The sequence below is a fragment of the Sulfitobacter donghicola DSW-25 = KCTC 12864 = JCM 14565 genome (genome assembly GCF_000622405.1).
Lineage (GTDB): Bacteria > Pseudomonadota > Alphaproteobacteria > Rhodobacterales > Rhodobacteraceae > Sulfitobacter > Sulfitobacter donghicola.
Window position 1 is genome coordinate 40,493 of sequence record NZ_JASF01000001.1, and the last position, 21,869, is coordinate 62,361.

The 21,869-nt window shown below is 56.4% G+C and carries 14 protein-coding genes and 1 pseudogene; 7 read left to right on the forward strand and 8 right to left on the reverse strand.

What is annotated here, in order from left to right; all coding sequences use genetic code 11:
* Positions 1–6: 6 nt before the first annotated feature.
* The 7 genes from Z948_RS0100165 to Z948_RS0100200 form a co-directional block, all read right to left on the reverse strand.
* Positions 7–1,509 (reverse strand): hypothetical protein, encoded by a 1,503-nt coding sequence (locus tag Z948_RS0100165; protein ID WP_025057566.1) that lies wholly within the window; start codon positions 1,507–1,509, stop codon positions 7–9.
* Between the two features lie 65 nt (positions 1,510–1,574).
* A complete protein-coding gene (rfbA, locus tag Z948_RS0100170) occupies positions 1,575–2,453 on the reverse strand; it encodes a glucose-1-phosphate thymidylyltransferase RfbA (RefSeq protein ID WP_025057567.1) in 879 nt (292 codons plus the stop codon).
* The gene (gene rfbD, locus Z948_RS0100175) at positions 2,450–3,301 is read right to left on the reverse strand and encodes a dTDP-4-dehydrorhamnose reductase (RefSeq protein ID WP_025057568.1); all 852 of its coding nucleotides are present in this window, start codon (positions 3,299–3,301) and stop codon (positions 2,450–2,452) included. Before rfbD ends, rfbA begins: the two co-directional genes overlap by 4 nt.
* Positions 3,302–3,304: 3 nt before the next feature.
* Positions 3,305–4,354 (reverse strand): dTDP-glucose 4,6-dehydratase, encoded by a 1,050-nt coding sequence (rfbB, locus tag Z948_RS0100180; protein WP_025057569.1) that lies wholly within the window; start codon positions 4,352–4,354, stop codon positions 3,305–3,307.
* Complete coding sequence (gene rfbC, locus Z948_RS0100185; protein ID WP_025057570.1) at positions 4,351–4,923, reverse strand: dTDP-4-dehydrorhamnose 3,5-epimerase; 573 nt, start codon at positions 4,921–4,923, stop codon at positions 4,351–4,353. Before rfbC ends, rfbB begins: the two co-directional genes overlap by 4 nt.
* Before the next feature lie 70 nt (positions 4,924–4,993).
* A complete protein-coding gene (locus Z948_RS0100190; RefSeq protein WP_025057571.1) occupies positions 4,994–6,433 on the reverse strand; it encodes a mannose-1-phosphate guanylyltransferase/mannose-6-phosphate isomerase in 1,440 nt (479 codons plus the stop codon).
* Between the two features lie 123 nt (positions 6,434–6,556).
* A complete protein-coding gene (locus tag Z948_RS0100200) occupies positions 6,557–7,492 on the reverse strand; it encodes a glycosyltransferase family 2 protein (RefSeq protein WP_025057572.1) in 936 nt (311 codons plus the stop codon).
* A gap of 73 nt (positions 7,493–7,565) precedes the next feature.
* Between Z948_RS0100200 and Z948_RS17620 the strand changes: the two genes are divergently transcribed.
* The 7 genes and pseudogenes from Z948_RS17620 to Z948_RS19130 all read left to right on the forward strand — a co-directional run bounded on the left by Z948_RS17620 (position 7,566) and on the right by Z948_RS19130 (position 18,989).
* A complete protein-coding gene (locus Z948_RS17620; RefSeq protein ID WP_052836229.1) occupies positions 7,566–8,960 on the forward strand; it encodes a calcium-binding protein in 1,395 nt (464 codons plus the stop codon).
* A 178-nt stretch (positions 8,961–9,138) separates the two neighbouring features.
* Entirely contained in the window at positions 9,139–12,105 is a 2,967-nt protein-coding gene (locus tag Z948_RS18335) for an ELWxxDGT repeat protein (RefSeq protein WP_025057573.1), read from the forward strand.
* Between the two features lie 151 nt (positions 12,106–12,256).
* A complete protein-coding gene (locus Z948_RS18340; RefSeq protein ID WP_025057574.1) occupies positions 12,257–13,876 on the forward strand; it encodes a calcium-binding protein in 1,620 nt (539 codons plus the stop codon).
* A 157-nt stretch (positions 13,877–14,033) separates the two neighbouring features.
* Positions 14,034–15,263: a hypothetical protein gene (locus tag Z948_RS18345; RefSeq protein WP_025057575.1), complete on the forward strand. Its 1,230-nt coding sequence runs from the start codon at positions 14,034–14,036 to the stop codon at positions 15,261–15,263.
* Positions 15,264–15,415: 152 nt separating this feature from the next.
* On the forward strand, positions 15,416–16,606 hold the full coding sequence (locus tag Z948_RS17650) for a matrixin family metalloprotease (RefSeq protein ID WP_037968732.1): 1,191 nt from the start codon (positions 15,416–15,418) through the stop codon (positions 16,604–16,606).
* On the forward strand, positions 16,575–17,357 hold the full coding sequence (locus tag Z948_RS17655) for a calcium-binding protein (RefSeq protein ID WP_245604532.1): 783 nt from the start codon (positions 16,575–16,577) through the stop codon (positions 17,355–17,357). Before Z948_RS17650 ends, Z948_RS17655 begins: the two co-directional genes overlap by 32 nt.
* Before the next feature lie 531 nt (positions 17,358–17,888).
* Positions 17,889–18,989: pseudogene (locus Z948_RS19130) on the forward strand (transposase).
* A gap of 102 nt (positions 18,990–19,091) precedes the next feature.
* On the opposite strand, the gene Z948_RS0100235 reads toward Z948_RS19130, so the two are convergent.
* The gene (locus Z948_RS0100235) at positions 19,092–21,869 is read right to left on the reverse strand and encodes a glycosyltransferase (protein ID WP_156026482.1); all 2,778 of its coding nucleotides are present in this window, start codon (positions 21,867–21,869) and stop codon (positions 19,092–19,094) included.

Genomic DNA, 21,869 nt, shown 5'->3' on the forward strand with positions numbered 1-21,869 from the left:
ATAGATTTATATATTTAACAGGTCAGCCAAGAGGGCGTTGTGGATCGTGATGCCGTCTTGAGGGTGGCTTACTTTACCCTCACGCGCGATTTGTGCGGCGATATCACATGCGTTTGTATGTGCGGCCGCATCAGCTAGATGAGCAAGCGGAGAATGAGCTTTCCCTTGCGTGTTTGAGGACGGGCGGATCGTGCCAGAATAGATTTTCCCTGACATAGGGGCCAGTTGTGGCCTGTCTAGCAGATGCATCAGGCAGGCCTCTGATGGCATTTTTGAACTATTATCATACGGCTGCGTCATCAATTCGGGCGTTGCTGCGTTCATAATGTCAAAAAGAAGCTGGTTGCGCTCCAGTTCCTGTGCCGTCTTGAACCGTGTTGCTGCGTATAGATGCCGTGAGGCAAGGGGCATGATGCGGATCGAGTAATTGCCAAGCAGTCCAGAATGGAGTCGGTCGCGGAACTCACGGTAGTGTAGCATCATCGGAGGCACCTTGTTTCCTGCGATTTTGATGCTCTGGTAAATGCTCTGTAGTACGGTATCGAAATTTGCATCCGACAAGGGGCCACGGACGGATTGCAGGTGCGCGCGTATGTTGGTGTGAGCGTAGAAAGGTCTATGACCCTCACCACCGCCTCCCATCACATGGACTAATTTCGGGTGTGCTGTTTGTGGCGGCATATACAGAGGGCTATACGCCCCGAGGCAGGTAAGCCGCCACAAGCTGAACATATCATGGCTGTCCATTGAAACGGTATCTGTTTCCAGCTTTTTGTTCAGTGCAAAGTCGAATTCTCCACTCAGTGTCTTGGCAACGGCGTAATCATCTTTGTGTCGGCCATAAGCACCACAGTTGAATGTCATTTGGGCGGGTGCACCAAAAACTCTGGAAGCGGCGAGGAAAAGTGAAAGGTTCACCCGCGAGTCGACGCCCCCGGTGATGTCGACTTTCAAAGGGGTTTGCATCAGGGTGCCAGCGCGGCCCAACCAGATGTTCAGGAAATTCTCCATCGCGGTTTCATAGTCGGCAAACCGCTCAAGGTTGTCATGTACTTTTACAGAAAGCTGCCCTGCCTCGATACTGATTAGGGAGTGTGACGGCAGCAGACTGATTTCGGCAACGGCAGTGTCAAAAGACCAGAGTTGTTGCCAAAACGCACCTTTCAAATTCCATGTTGCAAAGTGTTCAGGTCTGACTGCTATGCTCCAGCCACGCTCTTTTACCTTGTCCACAAGCAGTGCAAAGGAATTTGAAAAAGCCCAACCCTCATCACTTTTGTAGGTAAACATCTTCATGTTACCTTTATAGTCCGCACCACCTACGAAACGCGGTCCTGTTTTTTTAAGCATAAAATAACGTCCGTCCTCGTGGAACGGCACGTCGCGGTGATATTGGTCTAATCCGCCATTCCCGATCACCAAATCGGTGTCGCAAAACGCATAGCCGCGGAAGAACCGAAGCGGCAGCGTGCTGTCGGAGGTAAAACAAAAAAAATCGCTTGGATGCATCAGAGAGCTTTCAAAGGGTGCCTGTGCGAAAGGGTCGTATCATCGATGAAATGGTCGACTGAATTTCAGTTTCTTTCGCCGATTAAGCCCTCAAGATACGTGCCATAATCATTCTTGGCATAGCGCTTTGCGCGGGCGTGCAACGCTTCGTCGCTGATCCAGCCTTGGCCATAAGCGATCTCGTCGGGGCTGCCGGTTTGCAGACCTTGGCGGCGCTCGAGGGTGCGTACGAAATTGCCTGCATCCAGCAGTGAGCCGTGGGTGCCGGTATCAAGCCAGGCATAGCCGCGGCCCATCCGTTCGACCGACAGCAACCCCTCGTCCAGATACATCTCCAGCAGGGTGGTGATTTCCAGCTCGCCGCGCGGGGAGGGCTGTACCTGTGCCGCGCGCTCAGGTGCGTCACCATCGAGGAAATAGAGGCCTGTGACGGCGAAATTCGAGGGCGGGACTTCGGGCTTTTCAATGATCGAGATTGCGCGCCCTTCGTCATCAAAGTCGACCACGCCGTAGCGTTCAGGGTCTGCTACACGATAGCCAAACACGGTGCCGCCTGTCTGTTTGGCATCTGCCTGTGCAAGGATTTCTGGCAGGCCGTGACCAAAGAAAATATTGTCTCCCAACACCAGCGCAGAGGGCGCACCGGCAAGGAAATCTTTTGCCAGAATATAGGCTTGCGCAAGCCCGTCGGGACTTGGTTGTATGATATAGGTGAATTCCATGCCCCACTGGCTGCCGTTCCCCAGCAGGCGCTCGAACTGGCTTTGATCCTCCGGGGTGGTGATGATGGCGACTTCGCTGATGCCGCCCAGCATCAGCACTGACAGGGGATAATAAATCATCGGTTTGTCATAGATCGGCAGCAGTTGTTTCGAGATGCCAAGGGTGATCGGATACAGCCGTGTGCCAGAGCCACCTGCGAGGATAATGCCTTTGCGCTTCATATGGTATGCTCCAATGTCTTGAGGACGCAGCCTAGGCCTGTTTTCCAGTCGGGCTGTGCGATGTTGAAATCAGTCTCTAATGTAGTGCCATCCATGCGTGAATTCAGCGGACGGCAGGCGGGGGTCGGGTAGTCGGCAGTGGGAATGCCGCTGACAGTTACGGCGCGGTTTGCCTGTGTGAAAATTTCCGTGGCGAAATCGGCCCATGAGACGGCGGGTGTTCCGCCGAAATGATGCGTGCCGCCTTTGTTAGGATCTGATAGCATCTGTTGCGCCATGCTCAGAGCGGCCTTTGCGATGTCTGCCGCAGGGGTCGGACCGCCGATCTGGTCGGCCACCACGCTCAGCGCATCGCGGGTCTGCGACAGGCGCAGCATGGTTTTGACAAAATTGTTGCCATGCGCAGAAAATACCCATGAGGTACGCAGAATGGCAGATTGCCCACCCGCAGCGCGCACGCCTTCTTCGCCTGCCAGTTTGGTGCGACCATAGGCGTTTTGCGGTGCAACAGGGTCAGATACACGCCACGGATCGGTGCCGGTGCCTGCAAATACATAATCGGTCGAGATATGGATGAACGGGGTGCCGCGCGCCGCACAGGCGTGGGCCATCGCGGTGGGGGCGTCGCCGTTGATAACGTGGGCAACCGCTTCTTCTTGCTCGGCGCGGTCCACGGCGGTATAGGCGGCTGCGTTGATCACCACATCGCAATCCGACGCGGCAATCACAGCGGCACAGGCCGCCGGATCAGACAGGTCTGCGCTGTCGCGGCCAAGGGCCACAACATCAGCCTGCAATTGTAGCTCGGTCGCAACCTGACCGGTTTTACCAAAGATAAGAATACGCATCGATTAGTCCTTATTAGAGCCTGTTCCCAAGCGCGTGCCCACGCCGTCGCGGTTTTGCAGCGCGCGCCACCAATCCTCGTTATCAAGGTACCATTGCACCGTGCGTTTGAGACCTTCTTCAACAGTCACAGACGGGCGCCAGTCCAGTTCCTCGTTCATGCGGGTAGGGTCAATGGCATAGCGTGCGTCATGGCCGGGACGGTCGGTGACATAGGTGATCTGTTGGGCATAAGGTGCTGCGGCAGGGCGCAAATCATCAAGGATGGCGCACAAGGTGGTGACCAGTTCCAGATTGGTACGCTCGTTCTCGCCGCCGATGTTATAGCTGCGGCCCACGGTGCCCTCGGCCAGTACCTTGAGCAGGGCGTCGGCATGATCCTCGACATAGAGCCAGTCGCGTACATTGTCGCCTTTGCCGTAGATCGGGAGGGGTTTGCCCGCCAGCGCATTGAGAATGACAACCGGCACCAGCTTTTCGGGGAAGTGGTAGGGGCCATAGTTGTTAGAGCAGTTGGTCAGTACGACAGGTAGCCCGTATGTCTCGTGCCACGCGCGCACTAGATGGTCTGACGACGCCTTTGATGCCGAATAGGGAGAGCGCGGATCATAGGGCGTGTCTTCGGTGAACTGGCCTGTGGGGCCAAGGCTGCCGAAGACCTCATCCGTAGAGATGTGGTGAAAGCGGAAGGAATCGGGTTTGCCGAGGCCTTCCCAGTAGCTGCGCGCGGCCTGCAGGAGCGTGTATGTCCCGATCACATTCGTCTCGATGAACGCGCCAGGTCCGTCGATCGAGCGGTCCACATGGCTTTCGGCGGCAAGGTGCATGATGGCATCGGGGCTGTGGGTTTTAAACGCATCTGCCATGGCTTCTGCATCGCAGATATCAGCCTCTACAAAATAATAATTGGGACTGTTTGCGGCCTCGGCCACGTTGTCCAAGCAGGCGGCATAGGTCAGTTTGTCAATGTTGACGACCTCGTGGCCGCGCGCAATAGCGAGCCTTACCACGGCCGAGCCGATGAAGCCTGCACCACCCGTAACGATCAGTTTCATGATGCGGCCTCATAGGTGAAGGGCGATTGGAAATCCTTGAGCAGGGGGGCGGCTGTGTCCTTTGGAGACAATACAGCTTTGTCCGAGGACAGACCCCAATCGATGCCAATGTCGGGATCGTCAAAGCGGACCGCGCCGTCACAGTGGGGGGCGTAGTGATCGGTGCATTTATAGGTGATTTCGGTATCGGGTTCGCGCGTTATAAAGCCGTGCAGGAACCCCGCAGGGATCCACAGCTGGCGACCATTCTCAAAGCTCAGCTCTTCTCCGACCCACTGGCCAAAGGTGGGCGAGCCCGTGCGAATGTCGACGGCCACGTCGAACAAAACCCCGCGCCCGCAGCGTACCAGTTTACCCTGTGCGTGGGGTGGGGATTGAAAATGCAAGCCGCGCACCGTGCCGGCAGCGGCGGAGAATGAATGGTTGTCCTGAACAAAATCAATATCCAGACCAGCATCCAGCATGGCGCTGACATTCCAGCTTTCGGAAAAAAAGCCGCGGTGGTCGCCGTGGCGGGCGGGCGTGATGATCATCACGCCGGGTAGTTTGGTGGGCTTTACGTCAAGCATGCGGGCTCCTGAAGGAAAATCGTGTCGGTTTGATCATACTGCCACGGCGCTGCAATGAAAACCATTCCGCTTAGGAGCGGGCATAGACATCCTCGTAGCGGATGATGTCATCCTCTCCTAGATAGCTCCCGGTTTGCACTTCGATCAGGACCATGGGCAGCTTGCCGGGGTTTTCCATGCGGTGGGTCGCCCCCAGCGGGATATAGACGGACTGGTTTTCCGAGATCAGCTGCACGTTGCCTTCAACGGTGACCCTTGCCGTCCCCTCAACCACGATCCAGTGTTCGGAGCGGTGGTGATGGCTTTGCAGGCTAAGCGCTGCACCGGGCTTGACCACGATACGTTTGACCTGAAACCGCGAACCGACCACCAGACTCTCGAACCAGCCCCAGGGGCGGTGATCGCGCGGGAGTTGTGTGGCCTGTTTGATGTCTTTGGATTTGAGCAGGGCAACCGCTTCTTTGACGCGCTGGCTTTGGGATTTGCGTGCCACCAGTACGGCATCTGCCATGGCAACCACAACGATGTCTTCAAGGCCGATCCCGACGAGATGCAACCCATCGGTATCGGAGCGCAACAAAGTATCGGTACAGTCAATCGCATGGGCGCTGCCGGTGCAGGCGGTGCCTGTCGCATCGGGCCCTTCCTCGGCCCAGACGGCATCCCATCCGCCCAGATCGGACCAGCCTGCGGCATACGGCATGACAACTAGATTATCCGCCTTTTCCATAATCGCATAATCGACGGAGATCTCGGGGAGCGTGGACCAAGGGGCTGCGGCCAGACGGGTAAACCCCAGATCGGCCTGCGCACCTGTCAGTGCGGCGCGCACGGGTGCTATCAAATCGGGTGCATGGATTTCATAGGCGGCAATAACGGCGCGGGCAGAGAAAAAGAAAATCCCAGCATTCCACAGAAAATTACCTGCCTCCAGCATCGCGGTGGCGCGCGCTGTGTTGGGCTTTTCAACAAAGCGTGCCAGCGGCTGGGGCGTGGCGGATTTGGGGTCTGCGCCAGCCTGTAGTTCCAGATATCCATATCCCGTTTCCGGCTTGGTGGGGGTGATGCCAAAGGTGACCAAATCTCCAGCCTGAGCACGGGGGCGCGCGGCCTCAAGCGCTGCGTGAAAGGTGGCCTCATCTGGTAGCACGTGATCCGACGGCGCGACCAGCATCAGCGCGTCGGGGTCTTGGGTGGCCAGCATCAGGGCAGCCGTAAGGATCGCGGGCGCTGTATTGCGGCCCTGTGGCTCGATTACGATGGCTTGTGGAGACTGGTGGACCGCAGCGAGTTGTTCTGTGACGATGAACCGGAAATCCTCGGCGGTGAGGACAACGGGTGCGGCGAACTGTGGACTGGCAAAGCGGCGTGCTGAGGCCTGAAACAGGCTCTCGTCTCCGACCAGTTTCGAGAATTGTTTCGGGTAGGACTGGCGGGACAGGGGCCAAAGCCGTGTGCCGGACCCTCCTGCCAACAGGACAGGATGGATAAGGGTAGAAGGTGAAGACATGGCGCGCGCTCCGCTGGTCGGTGTTCTGGATGGTATAGGTTTTGAGGAGCTTAGGCCAAGTTTACAGCAAAATCATGGCAAAATGCCAGGTCATCAGAAATGCTTTCACCACCGCGCAGGCGCTTAAAGAAGCCCTAATGCAGCCGCAAGTCTGAGTGACGCCTGCCCCAGCGTGCCCTGACGGTAGGCGCCTGTGGCCCGCAGCATCGCCATGCGGTCCTGTGGCCCTTGTGCCCGACCTGTCGAAAAACGGCGCAGCAGTTCGAGGTTTTGCGTAGTGAGCACGTCCGAGGATTGCTCCAGTGCGGCGATGTTCACGTCGTTCCACGTGCGAAATGTACCGGTAAACAGGTGGCGCAGGCGGCGCAGGGTGGCCAGCCCGCCGCGATTGGCACCGACCAGATTGCCAACGTGCTGGCGGTACAGCAGCACCGGTTCGGGATCAAAGATGGTTTGCGCGCCCGCCCCTGTCATCAGCTGGTAAATCCACCAGTCATGCATCGCGACTTCGTTGGTATATGTTGCGGCCTCACGCGCCATGCCAAGGGCTGCACGGTTGAGCATAATCGTATTGCCGGCCGCAATATTCTGCACCAGTGCATTGCAAAATCCCGGCGGCTTTCGGGGCAGGCGGGACAGACGCCGGTTGCTTAAATCCATATCACATTCCCATGTGCGCGCGCAATAGAGCAGGGGCGCGGTACCGCTGTCACCATGATCTGTCAAAGCGGCCACAGCACGCGAGATTTTTGTTTCCAGCCAGACATCATCCTGATCGGAAAAACAGGCCATGTCGATGTCGGAGGGGCAGCGTGCAAGAAGGCTGAGAAAATTCGCGGCGGCCCCTTGTTGTGGTCCCTTTAGCATTGTGAACGGCAGCGCGGGATGCGCGGCGGAAAAGTCGCGCAGAATGGTGTGTGTAGCATCGGTTGAGCCATCATCACTCACCAGAATAAGAGCAGGGGAATAGGTCTGTCTGGCAAAGCTTTCCAGTTGTTCGGCCAGATTGACCGCGCCGTTATAGGTGGCAAGCAGGATGGCAACGGCAGGAGCGGGCATGGCAGGCTTTCAAGTTGGGAAGGCCTTTACCCTATGACAAGGGGCGAATAAGCGCAACGCACAGAAGATATTCATGGAGATCACTGGAGACGGCAGGGCGGTGGCGGGCCTCGGCGGTGCACGCGGATTTGGCGAGCTGGAAATGACGCGCAGTGCTTACGGCTCTTTGCAGCTTTCGTTGGCTTCTGTGTTCGAAGACGGATTAAATTACTTAGGGCGTGAATATGCGGCGGACCAATTGTGGCTCAACACGAACGGGAGCGTTACATTCGGGGCACGGACATCTGCATATCCGACGGCTTCCAATGGAACGCTGAGCCGCGATATGATCGCGCCCTTTTGGGGGGGTGTGGACACGCGGCTGGATGGTGAAGGTTCCGAGAGTGGTGTTGTTTGGGTGGACGTGGATGCGGTCCGTGATGTGGTGACGATCACGTGGGATGCGGTTGGTGTCTACAGGCGCAACGCGGAGGCCCCCAACACATTTCAGCGGCAACTGTTTGACCGCGGCAGCGGTGATTTCGATATCGTGTACCGCTACGACACGATTGGGTGGACTATTGGCACCGGTGAGGGGGATGTGGGTGCGCGTGCGGGTCTGTTCGGGCGCGGTCAGAATCCGCTACTGATCGAGACGCGCGACGACTATGACGTTCTTGGAGACCTTGATGAGCGGTTGGGTCCGTCCGGCGTTCCGGGGCTGTGGATTTATGAAATGCGCGATGGCGTGGTTGTGAATGTGGAACCTGTCGATCAGCAGATCAGCGGTGGCAATGGCGGTGATGTTCTAGAGGGAGGCGCCGCAGGCGATGACGCCCTTGAGGGCGGGGCGGGCAATGACCGCCTGACAGGGGGCGCCGCGACAGATAACGCTGGTGGCAATGATGTTTTGCTGGGCGGGTTTGGAGAAGACACGCTCGACGGGTCTGACGGCGCAGATACAATCGATGGCGGCGCGGGTAATGACCTGATCCGTGGGGGTGCCACATCTGCTGATCTGCGCGACGTAATTTTTGGCGGGGACGGCAATGATACTATCGACGGTGGATATGGTAATGACTCGCTGCGCGGGGATGCGGGCAATGACCAGATCGCGGGCGGTTTTGGTGCGGATACGCTCATTGGGGGTGACGGGAATGACACGTTGACGGGGGCTGCGTTCGGGGATCTGCTGTTTGGTGGCGACGGGGATGATTTCATCAACGGTGGCTTTGGATTTGACAGGATGAATGGCGGTGAGGGGGCGGACGAATTTTTTCACCTTGGTGTTCCCAATCACGGGGCCGACTGGGTGCAGGATTTCAGCCACCGGGAAGGGGATAGCCTGTTGTTTGGGAACAGTGCTGCCAACGCTTCGCAGTTTCAGCTCAACTTTGCCACGACCCCCGGTGCAGGGGACGCGAATATACAGGAAGTATTTGTGATTTACCGGCCTAAAACCTGCTGCCGACAAGGCATCATTCCCTAGGGGAATTTTCTTGATGGTAAAAAATTTCGACCACTTGATGAAATTTTATATCAATTTTGGTCTTTATAATTTAAAAAATTAAGCATGAGTCCGAGGCTTTCCGTTTTTTACGGCGCTTGTATTTTAAGCGGTTTTTTTTACGCACTAATATTTTCAATAATTCTTTGGAGGAATAAACATGAGTTCTGTACTTCTTTTTGCGGCCGATGATGGTGGCACAGGCACCGAAGCGTGGATTACCAATGCAGATGGCACTGATGCCACGCTGATTGATCTGTTCGCAGGTCCAAACGGGTCTTTCCCGTCTTTCTATAGCAAGACGCTGGGCGATTCACTTTTCTTTGCGGCGACCGATACCAATGCAGGCTTTGAGCTGTTCAAATCTGATGGCACGGTTGCGGGCACATCGCTGTTTGCCGATATCGAATTCGGGCCCAACAGCTCCAACCCGTTTAGCAGTTCATTCTCCAGCTCGCTCGTCATCGGAGAAACGCTGTATTTTACGGCTTTTGGCAGCGACACCGGCATTGAGTTGTATACAACGACCGAAGATGGCCCTGTGTCATTGTTGCGGGATCTGAGATCAGGTAGTTCCAACAGTAACCCTGATGTCCTTGTGGATTTGGGCGGCACGCTGATTTTCGCAGCAGATGACGGAACCTCGGGCAACGAGCTGTATCGCTCTGACGGGACCGAAGCGGGAACACAGCGGATCCTCGACCTCAACATAGGCTCCGGCAGTTCAAATCCTGCGATGGCCCCGAACAATATCCTCAACGGTGAGCTGTTCTTTACCGCTGATGATGGAACAGGCACGTTTGGGACCGAGCTGTATAAAACCGATGGCACCTCGACGGGTACGACGCTGGTACGTGATATCAATCCCGGCGCCTTGGGCAGCAGTGCTTACGGCATGCAGGAGCTGAACGGTACGTTGTATTTCGCGGCTGATGACGGCAGCAACGGCACCGAGCTGTGGCGCACGGATGGTACCGAAGGCGGTACAAGCCTTGTAAAAGATATTAACAGCGGCGGAGGTGATTCATTCCCAGGCACGATGCACGAGCTGAATGGCGAGCTGATCTTTTTCGCTAATGATGGCATCAACGGTATCGAGCTGTGGAAAACGGACGGGTCAGGTGCCGGCACGACGCTGGTGCGCAACATTAACCCCGGCGGGGCCTTCTCTGACAGCTATTTTGGCCCGGCAAGCAATGCCACCGGTGATGACATTGTGATCTTCAAGGACAAGGGCTATTTCGTTGCCTTTGACGGTTCCAACGGGATCGAGCTGTGGCAGACGGATGGCACCACAGGCGGCACGGTTCTGTTCAAGGATCTCAACCCGGGAGGCGGAAGTTCGACACCTTCTGATCTGATCGTGGCGGATGGGCTGATGTATTTCGGTGCGGATGACGGCACGTCGGGCGCAGAACTATGGGTCACGGATGGCACATCCGCGGGCACCACGCTGGTCAAGGACGTCCGCGTCGGCGCAAATGGCAGCTTTGCCCAGCCGGTTGGTGTGATCGACATCAATGTCGCCCCTGAACAGGCCACGTTGAGCAACAATACAACCGCTGAAAATGTCGCATCGGGTACCACGATCGGTACTTTGGCGGCTGTTGATGTGGATGGCGATGCTCTGACCTATACGCTGACCAATGATGCAGGCGGGCGCTTTTCTTTGAGTGGTAATTTGCTGGTCACAGCCGGCACGCTCGATTTCGAGACTGCGCAAAGCCATAGTGTGACCGTTCAGGCCGCAGACCCGAGTGGGGCGACATCCAGCCAGACGTTCACGGTGAATGTGACCAACGTTGTTGAAGCGCCTGACGCACCGACCCTGTCCAATGCCACGGTCAGTGAAGCCAGCGCTATTGGCACAACGATCGGCAATGTAGCAGCGAACAACCCAGAAGGCGGTGCGGTGACGTTCTCGTTGGTGGATAATGCAAACGGTCTGTTCACGCTGAACGGCACCACGTTGCAGACGGCCGGTACGCTGGATGCTGATGCGATGGGCGGTGCAACGCAATCTATCACGGTGCGCGCAACGGGCGCCAGCAACACAACCACAGACGCGACATTCACCCTGACTGTAACAGATGTGAACGAAGCACCCACTGCTGTGACGCTGACGTCCAACACTGTGGTCGAAAATGCAGCACCCGGTACGATTGTTGGTACCGTCGGGGCTTCTGATCCTGATGGCGACGCGCTCACCTTCTCGCTTGGCGCTTCGTCGAGTGCCGGTTTCACGCTCAACGGGACAACGCTGCAAACCACAGCGCCGTTCGACTTTGAGCAATCGGCGACCCAGTTCGTCACGGTTGAGGCGCGCGATGCGGGGGGGCTGACCTCCAGCCAGATCTTCACCGTCAATGTCACGGATGAAGACGAAACACCCGACACAGGTGTCACGTTGGTAGGCGATGCCGGCGCCAACTCCTTCACAGGGACTGCGCTGGCTGACGAGATCGCAGGTGGTGGCGGCAATGATACGCTGATCGGTCTCGCCGGTGATGACACACTGCGCGGCGACAACGGTACCGATAATATCCTGGGGGGGGCAGGCGACGATCTGTTGATCGGCGGCTCGACCCAGCAGGATCTGCGCGACAACATCTTTGGTGGTGAGGGTAATGACACTATTCGCGGTGGTTACGGCAATGACGAGGTGCGCGGTGACGCGGGCGACGATCTGGTCGAGGGTGGCTTTGGGGCAGATACCGTGTTTGGCGGTTCTGGCAATGATAGCATCACCGGCTCGGGCTTTGGTGACTTGCTCTTTGGTGCGGATGGTAACGACTTCATCAACGGTGGCTTCGGCTTTGACCGCACAAATGGCGGTTCCGGCGCGGATGAGTTCTTCCACCTTGGTGTTGAGGGTCACGGTACTGACTTCATTCAGGACTATGACGCATCTGAGGGTGACGTTCTGGTGACAGGTATTGCAGGTGCGACTGCAGACCAGTTCCAGATCAACTATGCCAACACAGCCAATGCGGGCAGCGACGGCGTAGACGAAGCGTTTGTCATCTACATCCCGACCAAACAGATCATGTGGGCGCTGATAGACGGCGCTGCCCAGGACAGCATAAATCTGCAAGTCCAGGGTGATGTCTTTGACCTGATGGGCTGACACTTGACCAGCACACTGTAAAATTAAAGCCCCCGCAGGAGAGATCCTGCGGGGGCTTTTTTGACGCATAATTGATTCTGTAACCCAGACGAGAACCAGCGTATGAAACGTCTCGTACACACCCCTGTTTTCCCTAGTTCAAGGACATCCCATGGCCCGTATCGATATCACCCAAGCGTTCATTAACTTTATGGATCGCGCGTCGATTGACCCGCTGGGCGCCTTTGAAGAGCTAACATTGGACGATTTTGGCGGCCTTAATGGGTTTGATCTGGATGAGCCCGATACAACATCCGTGACCAGCACGCGCATTTTTGGCGGTCAGGGTAATTCATCCGTTGAATTTCGCGGGTTCGGGTTTGCGCCTACCTCCTCGTTCGAGGATTTTGCTGAGGCTTTGGCAAACGGGACCTCGCTGGGGACATTGCAGAGCATTGAGATACGCGGCGATGGATCGGAGACCCTTACCCTTGGCCTCACGTCACGCATGTTGACCGCGACGGTTGGCGACCGGCAGCTTGAGGTGCAGGGTAACTTTCCAACCGTGTTCGCGGATGTGCTGGACCTGCTGGATGCCGTCGGCGAGTTTGGGGATGAGTTTGAATTCGTCTCCGAAGATGAGCAGACGGAGTATGAGGCCATCATTGCCCGCTATGACATCTCGTCGTTCCGGTTGTCTGATGGTGGTGAGGTCGCCTTTGACATTGATCTGGGTGCAAAGGCTGTGAATGTTGCGATCCCGCAAGATTTGGACGTCACGTTCAACGGCAGCTTTGAAGAGGGTCTGGGTGGTGGATTGGCCAGCTTTGGCATTGTGACATCGATCTTGGCTTTTGGTGAGTTTTACGACGAAGACGGTATCTCATTGGAGGATATTGTCCTTTCTGGCCCGCAGGGTGAGACATTTCTAACCCTTACAGGCCCCTTTGCGGAGGGTGATACGCTTCAGGAAGACACCGCACTGTTTGTGAACGGTCGTGAAATGGCGTATTTCGACACGGGAAGCACTGAGGTTGACACCATCACGGCTGATGGCAGCGGCCCCGTACTCATCGCCGGTTTTGGCGGCAACGATATCCTGACAGGTGCAGCGGACGCAGATATCTTGCTGGGCGGTACAGGGAACGACCGCCTGTCGGGTCTGGAGGGTGCGGACACGCTGTATGGCGGTGACGGTACGGATGTCATCATCGGCGGCAATGGCAATGACGTGCTGTACGGTGGGGCCACTGACGCTGATCTGCGCGACAACATCTTTGGCGGTGAGGGCGATGATATCATCGATGGTGGGCACGGTAACGACGCGCTGCGCGGGGATGCGGGCAATGACGTGATTGCAGGCGGCTTTGGGGCCGATACGATGATTGGTGGAACCGGCAATGACACTGTGACGGGGTCTGCTTTTGGCGATCTATTGTTCGGCGGTGACGGGGATGATTTCATCAACGGCGGTTTCGGGTTTGATCAGACCAACGGGGGTGCTGGCGCGGATGTGTTCTATCACTTGGGTGTGGATGGTCATGGAACGGATTTCATTCAGGATTATGGATCGGCCGAGGGCGATGTGCTGGTGTTCGGCAATCGCAATGCCACGCGCGAGCAGTTCCAGATCAACGAGGCATTTACCCCCAACGCAGGCGCAGATGATGTGGCCGAAGCCTTTGTGATCTATCGCCCGACAGGCCAGATCGTCTGGGCGCTGATTGATGGGATGGAGCAGGACCAGATCAATCTTCGCATCGGGGGGGATACTTTCGATTTGTTGGGGTGAAACCGCCGCTTTGGGCCCCGCATATTGGCGGGTTCCTGCCTGTTAGCAGACTGCCCCTTCTCATCAAATGTAAATCTTTTTGACTTAATACGCTTTGACCGAACATATGGACATATCTGTGGATAGGTCTCTTTTAGCATTGATTCAGGATAGCACTATGACAGTTGATATTTATGCTCCCACCTCTCAGGACACGCTAAGTCTGGAAGAGCTGCAGTTGTACCAGATGATCATGGATTACCGTACCGAAAACGGACTGTCCGAAATCCCGCTGTCATTTGATCTGACGCTGGTGGCAGGGCGCCATACACTGGACACAACCGAGAATATCTGGGCCGAGGGTGTTACCCTGCCAGAGGGCGCTAACCTGCACAGTTGGTCGGATGCATTCTATTATGGTGATCACCGCGCGCCTGAAATCATGTGGGAAGCGCCCGAGAGACTGGGCACCGATTACCCCGGCTTTGGCTTTGAGATTTCGGCAGCGGGATATCGCAGCATAGAGGATGCATTGGCCGGATGGCAAACGTCGTCCGGGCACAACGAAGTGATCCTGAACCAGGGGATTTGGGCAGATACCGACTGGAACGCGATCGGCGTTGGTGTGGAGCTGAGCGGGAGTGGTGGCGGATTTTTTGGGGGCCGTGCCTATCACGTCTGGTTTGGCCGCGAGATGGACACAAAGGCGCCCTTGACCCTTGGCACCGATGCAAGCGAACTCATCACAGGGAGTGATTTTATAGATAGGCTGCTGGCAGGTGGTGGGGACGACACTGTGATGGGTGGTGATGGTGCGGACACGATCAATGGCGGTGATGGTGCGGATGTGCTGTACGGCGGCGAGACGGCGCAAGATTTGCGCGATGTCATCTTTGGTGGTGCGGGCAATGACAGTATCGAGGGAGGGTACGGCAATGACGCCCTGCGCGGCGACGGCGGCAATGATACCATTGCAGGCAGTTTTGGTGCCGATACGGTCATTGGCGGAGAAGGAGACGACCAGCTCACCGGTTCTGCTTTTGGGGATCTGCTGTTCGGCTCTGGCGGTGATGATTTCATAAATGGCGGTTTTGGCTCTGATTTGGTGAATGGTGGTAATGGTGCAGACGAGTTTTTCCACATCGGCATCGCCAACCATGGGTCTGACTGGATACAGGATTATGATGCCGCGCAAGGCGATGTGCTGGTCTTCGGGAATGAAGATGCGACCGGCGCCCAGTTCCAGATCAACGAGGCTGTGACCGAAGGGTCGGGCGCAGATGACGTATCAGAGGCATTTGTTATCTACCGTCCCACTGGCCAAATCATGTGGGCGCTTGTCGACGGCATGGGACAAGACAGCATCAATATCCAAATTGACGGTCAGCTTTATGATCTGGTGGGTTGATGTGACACCGCCTTGAATACATACAAAAACACCGTGCTGTTATTGCCCTGCCGCGATCATTTTTCATAAGATGCCTTCACTTGTGTGGGTGTTCTTGGGTGCGCCGAATGTGGCATGCATAGAGGCTATGGTGCCCAAAAAAGGGGTTTTACATGGATTTCTTCGAGCGTAACGGCGATCTGGTTGCCAGCAATGATGTCTATTCCCTCACAGGGAGGGAGGCAGAAGAGCGCTGGAATTTCGAGGTAAGTCTCGGGACACCTGTGGTGGTCAGCTATTCGTTTCCCACGCAGGCTGCTCCCTATGATAATTTTTCGGGTGCGCAAAACGGTTTTGACGGGTTTTCGGCAGCGCATGCCGTCCATGCGCGCACGGCTCTTGATGCATGGGCCGCCACATCGGGCATTACCTTTGTAGAGGTGCCAGCGGATGCGGGTGGCGATATCACCTTTGGATTTCTTGACATGGAAGGGCAGTTCACCGACGACGGATTTTCGATCGCTGGCTTTGCGTATTATCCCGAAACCTACAGTCAATCGCGCAACGGCATCTCTGAGTATGTGACCTTTCACGACGGCATTGGCGGTGACATTTTTCTGGACCGCGACGATTATTTTTGGCGGGCCTCAACAATCGCACCGGGTGTCGATGGCTACCGCGTTTTGCAGCACGAGATTGGTCACGCGCTCGGCCTGAGCCACCCGTTTGACGAGGAGCCGATCATTCAGCCGGGTCACGACAACAGTGGCTACACTATTATGCCCTATAACCGCACGAGGAGCGAAACGCAGCTTGGCACAGTCGACCGTGAGGCGATGGAGCTGCTGTATGGAGCGCCATTGCAATCGTTGGAGGCGGTGTGGGATGCGGATACGGCCACGATGCAAATTACTGGTACAGACGAGGATGATATCCTGCTGGGGTCACATCTGGATGATGTGCTGGACGGCGGTGCGGGCAATGACATCCTGTTGGCAGACGGTGGACGCAATATCTTGTTGGGTGGTGGCGAGAATGACAGGTTTGTTGCCGACACGGGCACCCACCTCATTAACGGGGGCGCCGGGGCTTCTGACAAGGTTTTGATCACCGACTATTATGATCTGAGCGCGCTGTCGGGCGCGCAGGGGCGGATCGTTTATGATGGCTTTGATGCTGTTGTTGAGATGGAGGACGTTGAGGAAATCTGGTTCGACACCCGTATCTTTGGCGGTTCGCTCACTATCCGCAGTACACTGGATTTGTTTGGCGCGCCCACGCCCAAGCAGAACGGCGCAGCGGCCAATGATGTGCTGACAGGGACTGATGCGCGTGACTGGTTGGGGGGGGCGCAACGGCAATGATATCCTTCAGGGCGGTCTTAGCAATGACACCTTGAGTGGCAACAATGGAAACGACCAGTTGTTTGGTGGCGATGGCAATGACGAGATGTATGGCGGTGCGGGCAATGACCTTTTGGAGGGTGGCTATAACCACGACTATGTTGACGGGGGTGTTGGGGCCGATACACTGATCGGTGGCGACGGCAATGACGAGATCACGGGCGGCGCTTCTGACGCTGATCTGCGCGATGTAGTCTTTGGCGGCGACGGCGATGACACTATCGATGGCGGTTATGGTAACGACGAGCTGCGCGGCGATGCGGGCAACGACCAGCTTGCCGGCGGGTTTGGTGCTGATACGCTGATCGGTGGCGCGGGCGATGACACCATGAGCGGTGCGGCGCTGGGGGACCAGCTGTTCGGCGGTGATGGCGATGATTTCATCAATGGCGGTTTCGGCTTTGACCGGATGAACGGGGGGACCGGCGCGGATGATTTCTTCCACCTCGGGATCGCCAGCCACGGTGCGGACTGGATACAGGATTATAACAGCGCCGAGGGGGACCTGCTGGTGCTGGGGAATGTCAGTGCGACCCGCACCCAGTTCCAGATCAACGAGGCCTTCACTCCCGGTGCAGGCGATGCGGATGTGGCGGATGCGTTCATCATCTTCCGCCCCACGGGCCAGATTGTCTGGGCACTGGTGGACGGCATGGGCCAAGACGAAATCAACCTGCAAATCGGTGGCGATGTGTTTGATCTAATGGTGTAAGATCCAGTGCAGCCCCTGAAATTGTGATCCGCAAGCACAAGGTCAGGGAAGACAAGACGATAAAAATACGGTATGATGATTTGGGTTTTGACCGGTCTGTGAGTGCCGCGTATAAATGTACGACTAGTTAGCGAAAAAAGGAATATTGTATGCCTTTTAAAGCATTGATAAATAATTTTTTTTACCAAAAGGTAGCTATACCTTGTTTCGCGATGATGACGGGTTTTAAGCCATCGACATCACTTCTATTTTCGAGGACGGGACCACCATTTGGGGGGGGGCTGAGCACATATATCCTTTCTGAGATCGGGGTGACACGCTCAATATCATTATTACTCCCTATTGGGTGGGTGTAGACACGCGCACCAAGGGGGGTGGATTTGTCTATTACACCGACAATGTTGCCCTCGATACCATTGTGGTGACGTGGGAAGACGTCTGATACTTTAATGCATACTCTGACAAGGTTGGACCTGTCACGGTTTGATGCCGCTCCTTTGATAGCATTTATTGCAGCAAAGGAGACGAACTATGGGAACGAAACGAACGGACGAGTTTCGCGCTGATGCAGTGCGGACCGCACTGACCAGCGGGCTGACACGCAAATAGATTGCATCTGATTTAGGGGTTGGGCTTTCGACGCTGAACCAGTGGGTGACCGCGCATCGTGACACCGACGTTGTGTCGGACAAGGATCTGGACCTCGCCCGTGAAAACGAGCGACTTTGACGGGAGAACCTTATTTTCAAGGAGGAGAAGGATATTCTAGAAAAGGGTCGTCATTGATTGCGCCATTGGTTCGAGCAACAATGGCGACGCCTTCTTCGCGAGCCAAAAACCATGAGGTTCCGGTTCATCCATTGCCCGGCAGTCGAAACGAAGTTTAGATGAGAGGGGAAGAGCATGGCTGCGAATTCCCGACCAACCGCCTTTGCCAGGTCAGCGAACGTGGCCTGCGCGCGTTTCGCAGCCGCCCGGCCAGCCAAAGGCAGCGGACCGACATGGTTGTTCTTGCACACATCAAGGAACTGGAACGCCTTGTCACCGAACGCGCACCAGATTTGATGGCGTCGCATGGGATAGCGACACTGACAATCGCTGAGATGTTGATCCTCGTTGGCGACGATCCCACCCGCATTCGTTCAGAGGCAGCATTTGCAAAACTCTGCGGTGTTTGTCCAATTCCGGCATCGAGTGGCAAAACACACCGTTTCCGGCTGAACCGAGGCGGTAATCGACAGGCCAACGCAGCACTCTATCGTGTCGCCATCGTCAGAATGCGAAGCCACGAACTAACCCTAGCCTATGTCAAGAAACGCACGAAAGACGGGAAGAGCAAAAGCGAGATCATTAGATGCCTAAAACGCTACATCGTCCGCGAAATCTACAGCCAGCTCTGTGTGCCGAAAACAACTCAAATCACCGCTTGACGAATACAGGAGCTTCAACGCAGCTGCCGAGACATTCTGCAAAACAATCAAGGCTGAGCTGATCTGGCGCCAGCCTTGGCCAACGCGACGGGCAGCAGAGATGGCAATCTTCAACTACATAAACGGCTTCTACAATCCGCGCCGAAGGCATTCAGCCTTAGGCTGGAAAAGCCCCGTCGCTTTCGAAAGGAAAGTGGCTTAAACGAGCACTTGGGGCGGCACTAAAACGCGACAGGTCCAATCCACCTTAACAACTGGTCCGAATTTCCGCGACCACCTCTAATAATGCTGACGCACCCAATGTTTAAGTGTCTGTCTGGCCCAGCCGTTGTAACTCACGTGCGCGCCTTTGGCCTGCGCGGCCCATGGCGATCATCTGTCCTCGTGAGGCCTCTAGGGCGAGGATGGCACGGACCACACTGCCTGTATCATCTGCAGGCACAACAAAGCCGGTTTCGCCCGATTTGACCAATACAGCAGGTGTGCCGCGGTCATATGTGATGACAGCGCGGGCTGCGGCCATTGCCTCCATCACGGTGCGGCCAAATGATTCCGTGAAATGCGATAGGCTTAACACGATGTCGGCCTGCGCAATCGCCTCGACGGGCGATGCGCTGTAGCCGCGAAATTCGATGTTGTCGGGCCAGGGGCGCAGCAGGTGCAGATCACGGGTTGGCGGCCCGATGAGCAAAAAGCGAATAGGCCGTCCGGATTGTTTGACCTCATGGGCGATTTTTATGAAGTCGGCAATGCCCTTTTTGAGGATATTACTGCTTATGAGAGCCACATTCAGGGTGTTTCCCGGATGGTGAGCTAGATAGAATAGATCGGTATTGACTGAATTGGGGCGGATTTGAGTGCGATCGGGCGCATCCAGCCATTGCGCCAAAATGGGAGAGTTCACGACAAAGCGGTCGGCCTGCTCCAGTATTTGAGTGCGCAGCCGTTCTGGTGTGATGGACAGGGTGCGGCAGAGTGCGGCATCCTCATGGGGCATCTCGCGGATGTGTAAAATGCTTTCGACCCCTTCGGCCCGCGCGGCGACAAGCGGGATATCTTGCACCAGCGTATTCACATGGATTTGTTGCGGGGCGATGCCACGGATGAGCGCGCGCACCCGTGACACGGTTTCGGGATCGGGTAGACGCCATCCGTTGAACGGCAATTGGGGCAGCACCTGAACATAGGCCGTTATCGGCTGCAGGCGGGCGAGATAGTCGCGGTTGCGCAGGGAGGGCAGCACAACCACAGGTACCAGACCGCGCTTGACCATACGGGTAATGACATCAATCAGGCTGCGTTCTGCGCCAAACAGGGTGGACCCTGCGGCATGGCCAAAAACCATGACCCGCGGCTGCTCCGGCGGGGCGTCCTTGAGGGCACCGTCGAACCGAGGGAGAGGGTCATGGCCAGCATCAGCCCCCGTCTCGTGCCAATGTTGGAGGGGGACAGTTTCGTCGGGGAGGTTGTGTGCGATCTTGTAGGCACCGGTAGCAAAATGCGGACCTGTATCGCGATCCTCGGCAGCACCTCCCTCCAGATAGTGCCGGACGGGATCAATATCGGCTGTCAAGACATCCGCATGGGCCAGCCAGTACCAGTGCGGATCAAACAGATCGCTGCGCGTCAGAATATCATAAGCTGTTTCAGGACCGTCTAGGTCCCCGACGCCAATCTGGGCGGGGATGCGGAACGGGCGCTGATCCGGTTTTTCGGGCATGTACAGGTCGTCGGGTGTTGCAGCCTGCCGGTGCCAGTTGAATGCGGCATTCATATAATTGCGCCGCAGCCCGTGAAACTGGGTGCGCAAATGTGTGGCGGTTTGCCCTGTGAGGGATCTGGTACTGGTCCGGCCGAAAGCAAGCGGCAGCCCGGGATGTACTTCGTGCAGGCTGGCAGGGCCGAATGCGCGCATGATGCGGTAGTAATATTCTGTATCGGCGTTGGCACGGGTGCGGTCCCAATATCCCAAAGTGTCGCGCACCGAACTGCGGATCATGAGAGAGGACACATTGCGGTGGACCCAGCCGTGATCAATGCGCCACGCGCTCATATCGATACCCTCGGAGACACGGACCCAATGGGACAGGCTGCCCATAAGGCTGTCATCGTCAAGCAGGGGGGTGATCTGGGCCTCGAGCTTTTGTGGGTGGGACCAGTCATCGGCATCATGCACGGTTATGAAATCACCCGTGGCCGCCGCCATCCCGGCATTGCGGGCAGGGTAGGCGCCCTGATTTTGACCTGTCTCGATGACACGGATGCGGGGGTCTGATGCGGCTCTATTAACGACGATTTTTACCGTATCATCCGTGGAGCCATCATCAACGATGATGATTTCCAGGTTTTTCCAGCTTTGTGCGCACAGCCCGTCAAGAGCATGATCAATACCCGCCGCACCGTTAAATACGGGCATGATCACGCTGATCAGGGGGCCGTCGGGGGCGGGCGGCGTGGCATGTGAAGTGAGGCGGTCAAACAGAGATTCCTTGCTATCCGATAGAGCAACGGTGGACAGGGCAGTTTCCTTGTATAGAGCCGCTAAATGCGCTTCCAACGTTGTATGATCGCCGCCTTTGGCACGTGCCAGGCATAGTGTGGCGAGATCAAGATCAGCATGAGCAGGGTGCTGATCGCGCGCATTTTTCAAATGATATGCTGCGCGCTCGACTCTGCCTGTGATAAGGCTGAGGTGAATAGCCAACAGCGCTGGACCAGGGTGAGAGATGATCTGCTGTCCCTCTGGGTGATCGTGAAATATCTCTATCGCATTATAGGCGTCTTCTGGGGCGCACCTACCATAGAGCCAGCGCGCAAGAACCCATCCGGCCACGGCGGTTTCATGTGCGGGACCTATGGCGATAAGGTTATGGAGTGCCGGTAAAGCAATTTCCGAGAAGCCACGCCAGAGCATGTGATCGAGTTTAAGAGCCTGCACTGGGGCACCAAGGCGGCCCTCTTTGCCGCCAATCGTTCGGTAATGCTCCCAGGGGTGCATACCTGAGGCCTGCACATCCGCATTCGAGAGCAGATACCAGTCGGCGTCAAAATCCGAAAACTTCAGGGGTATTGCCGCCTGCAT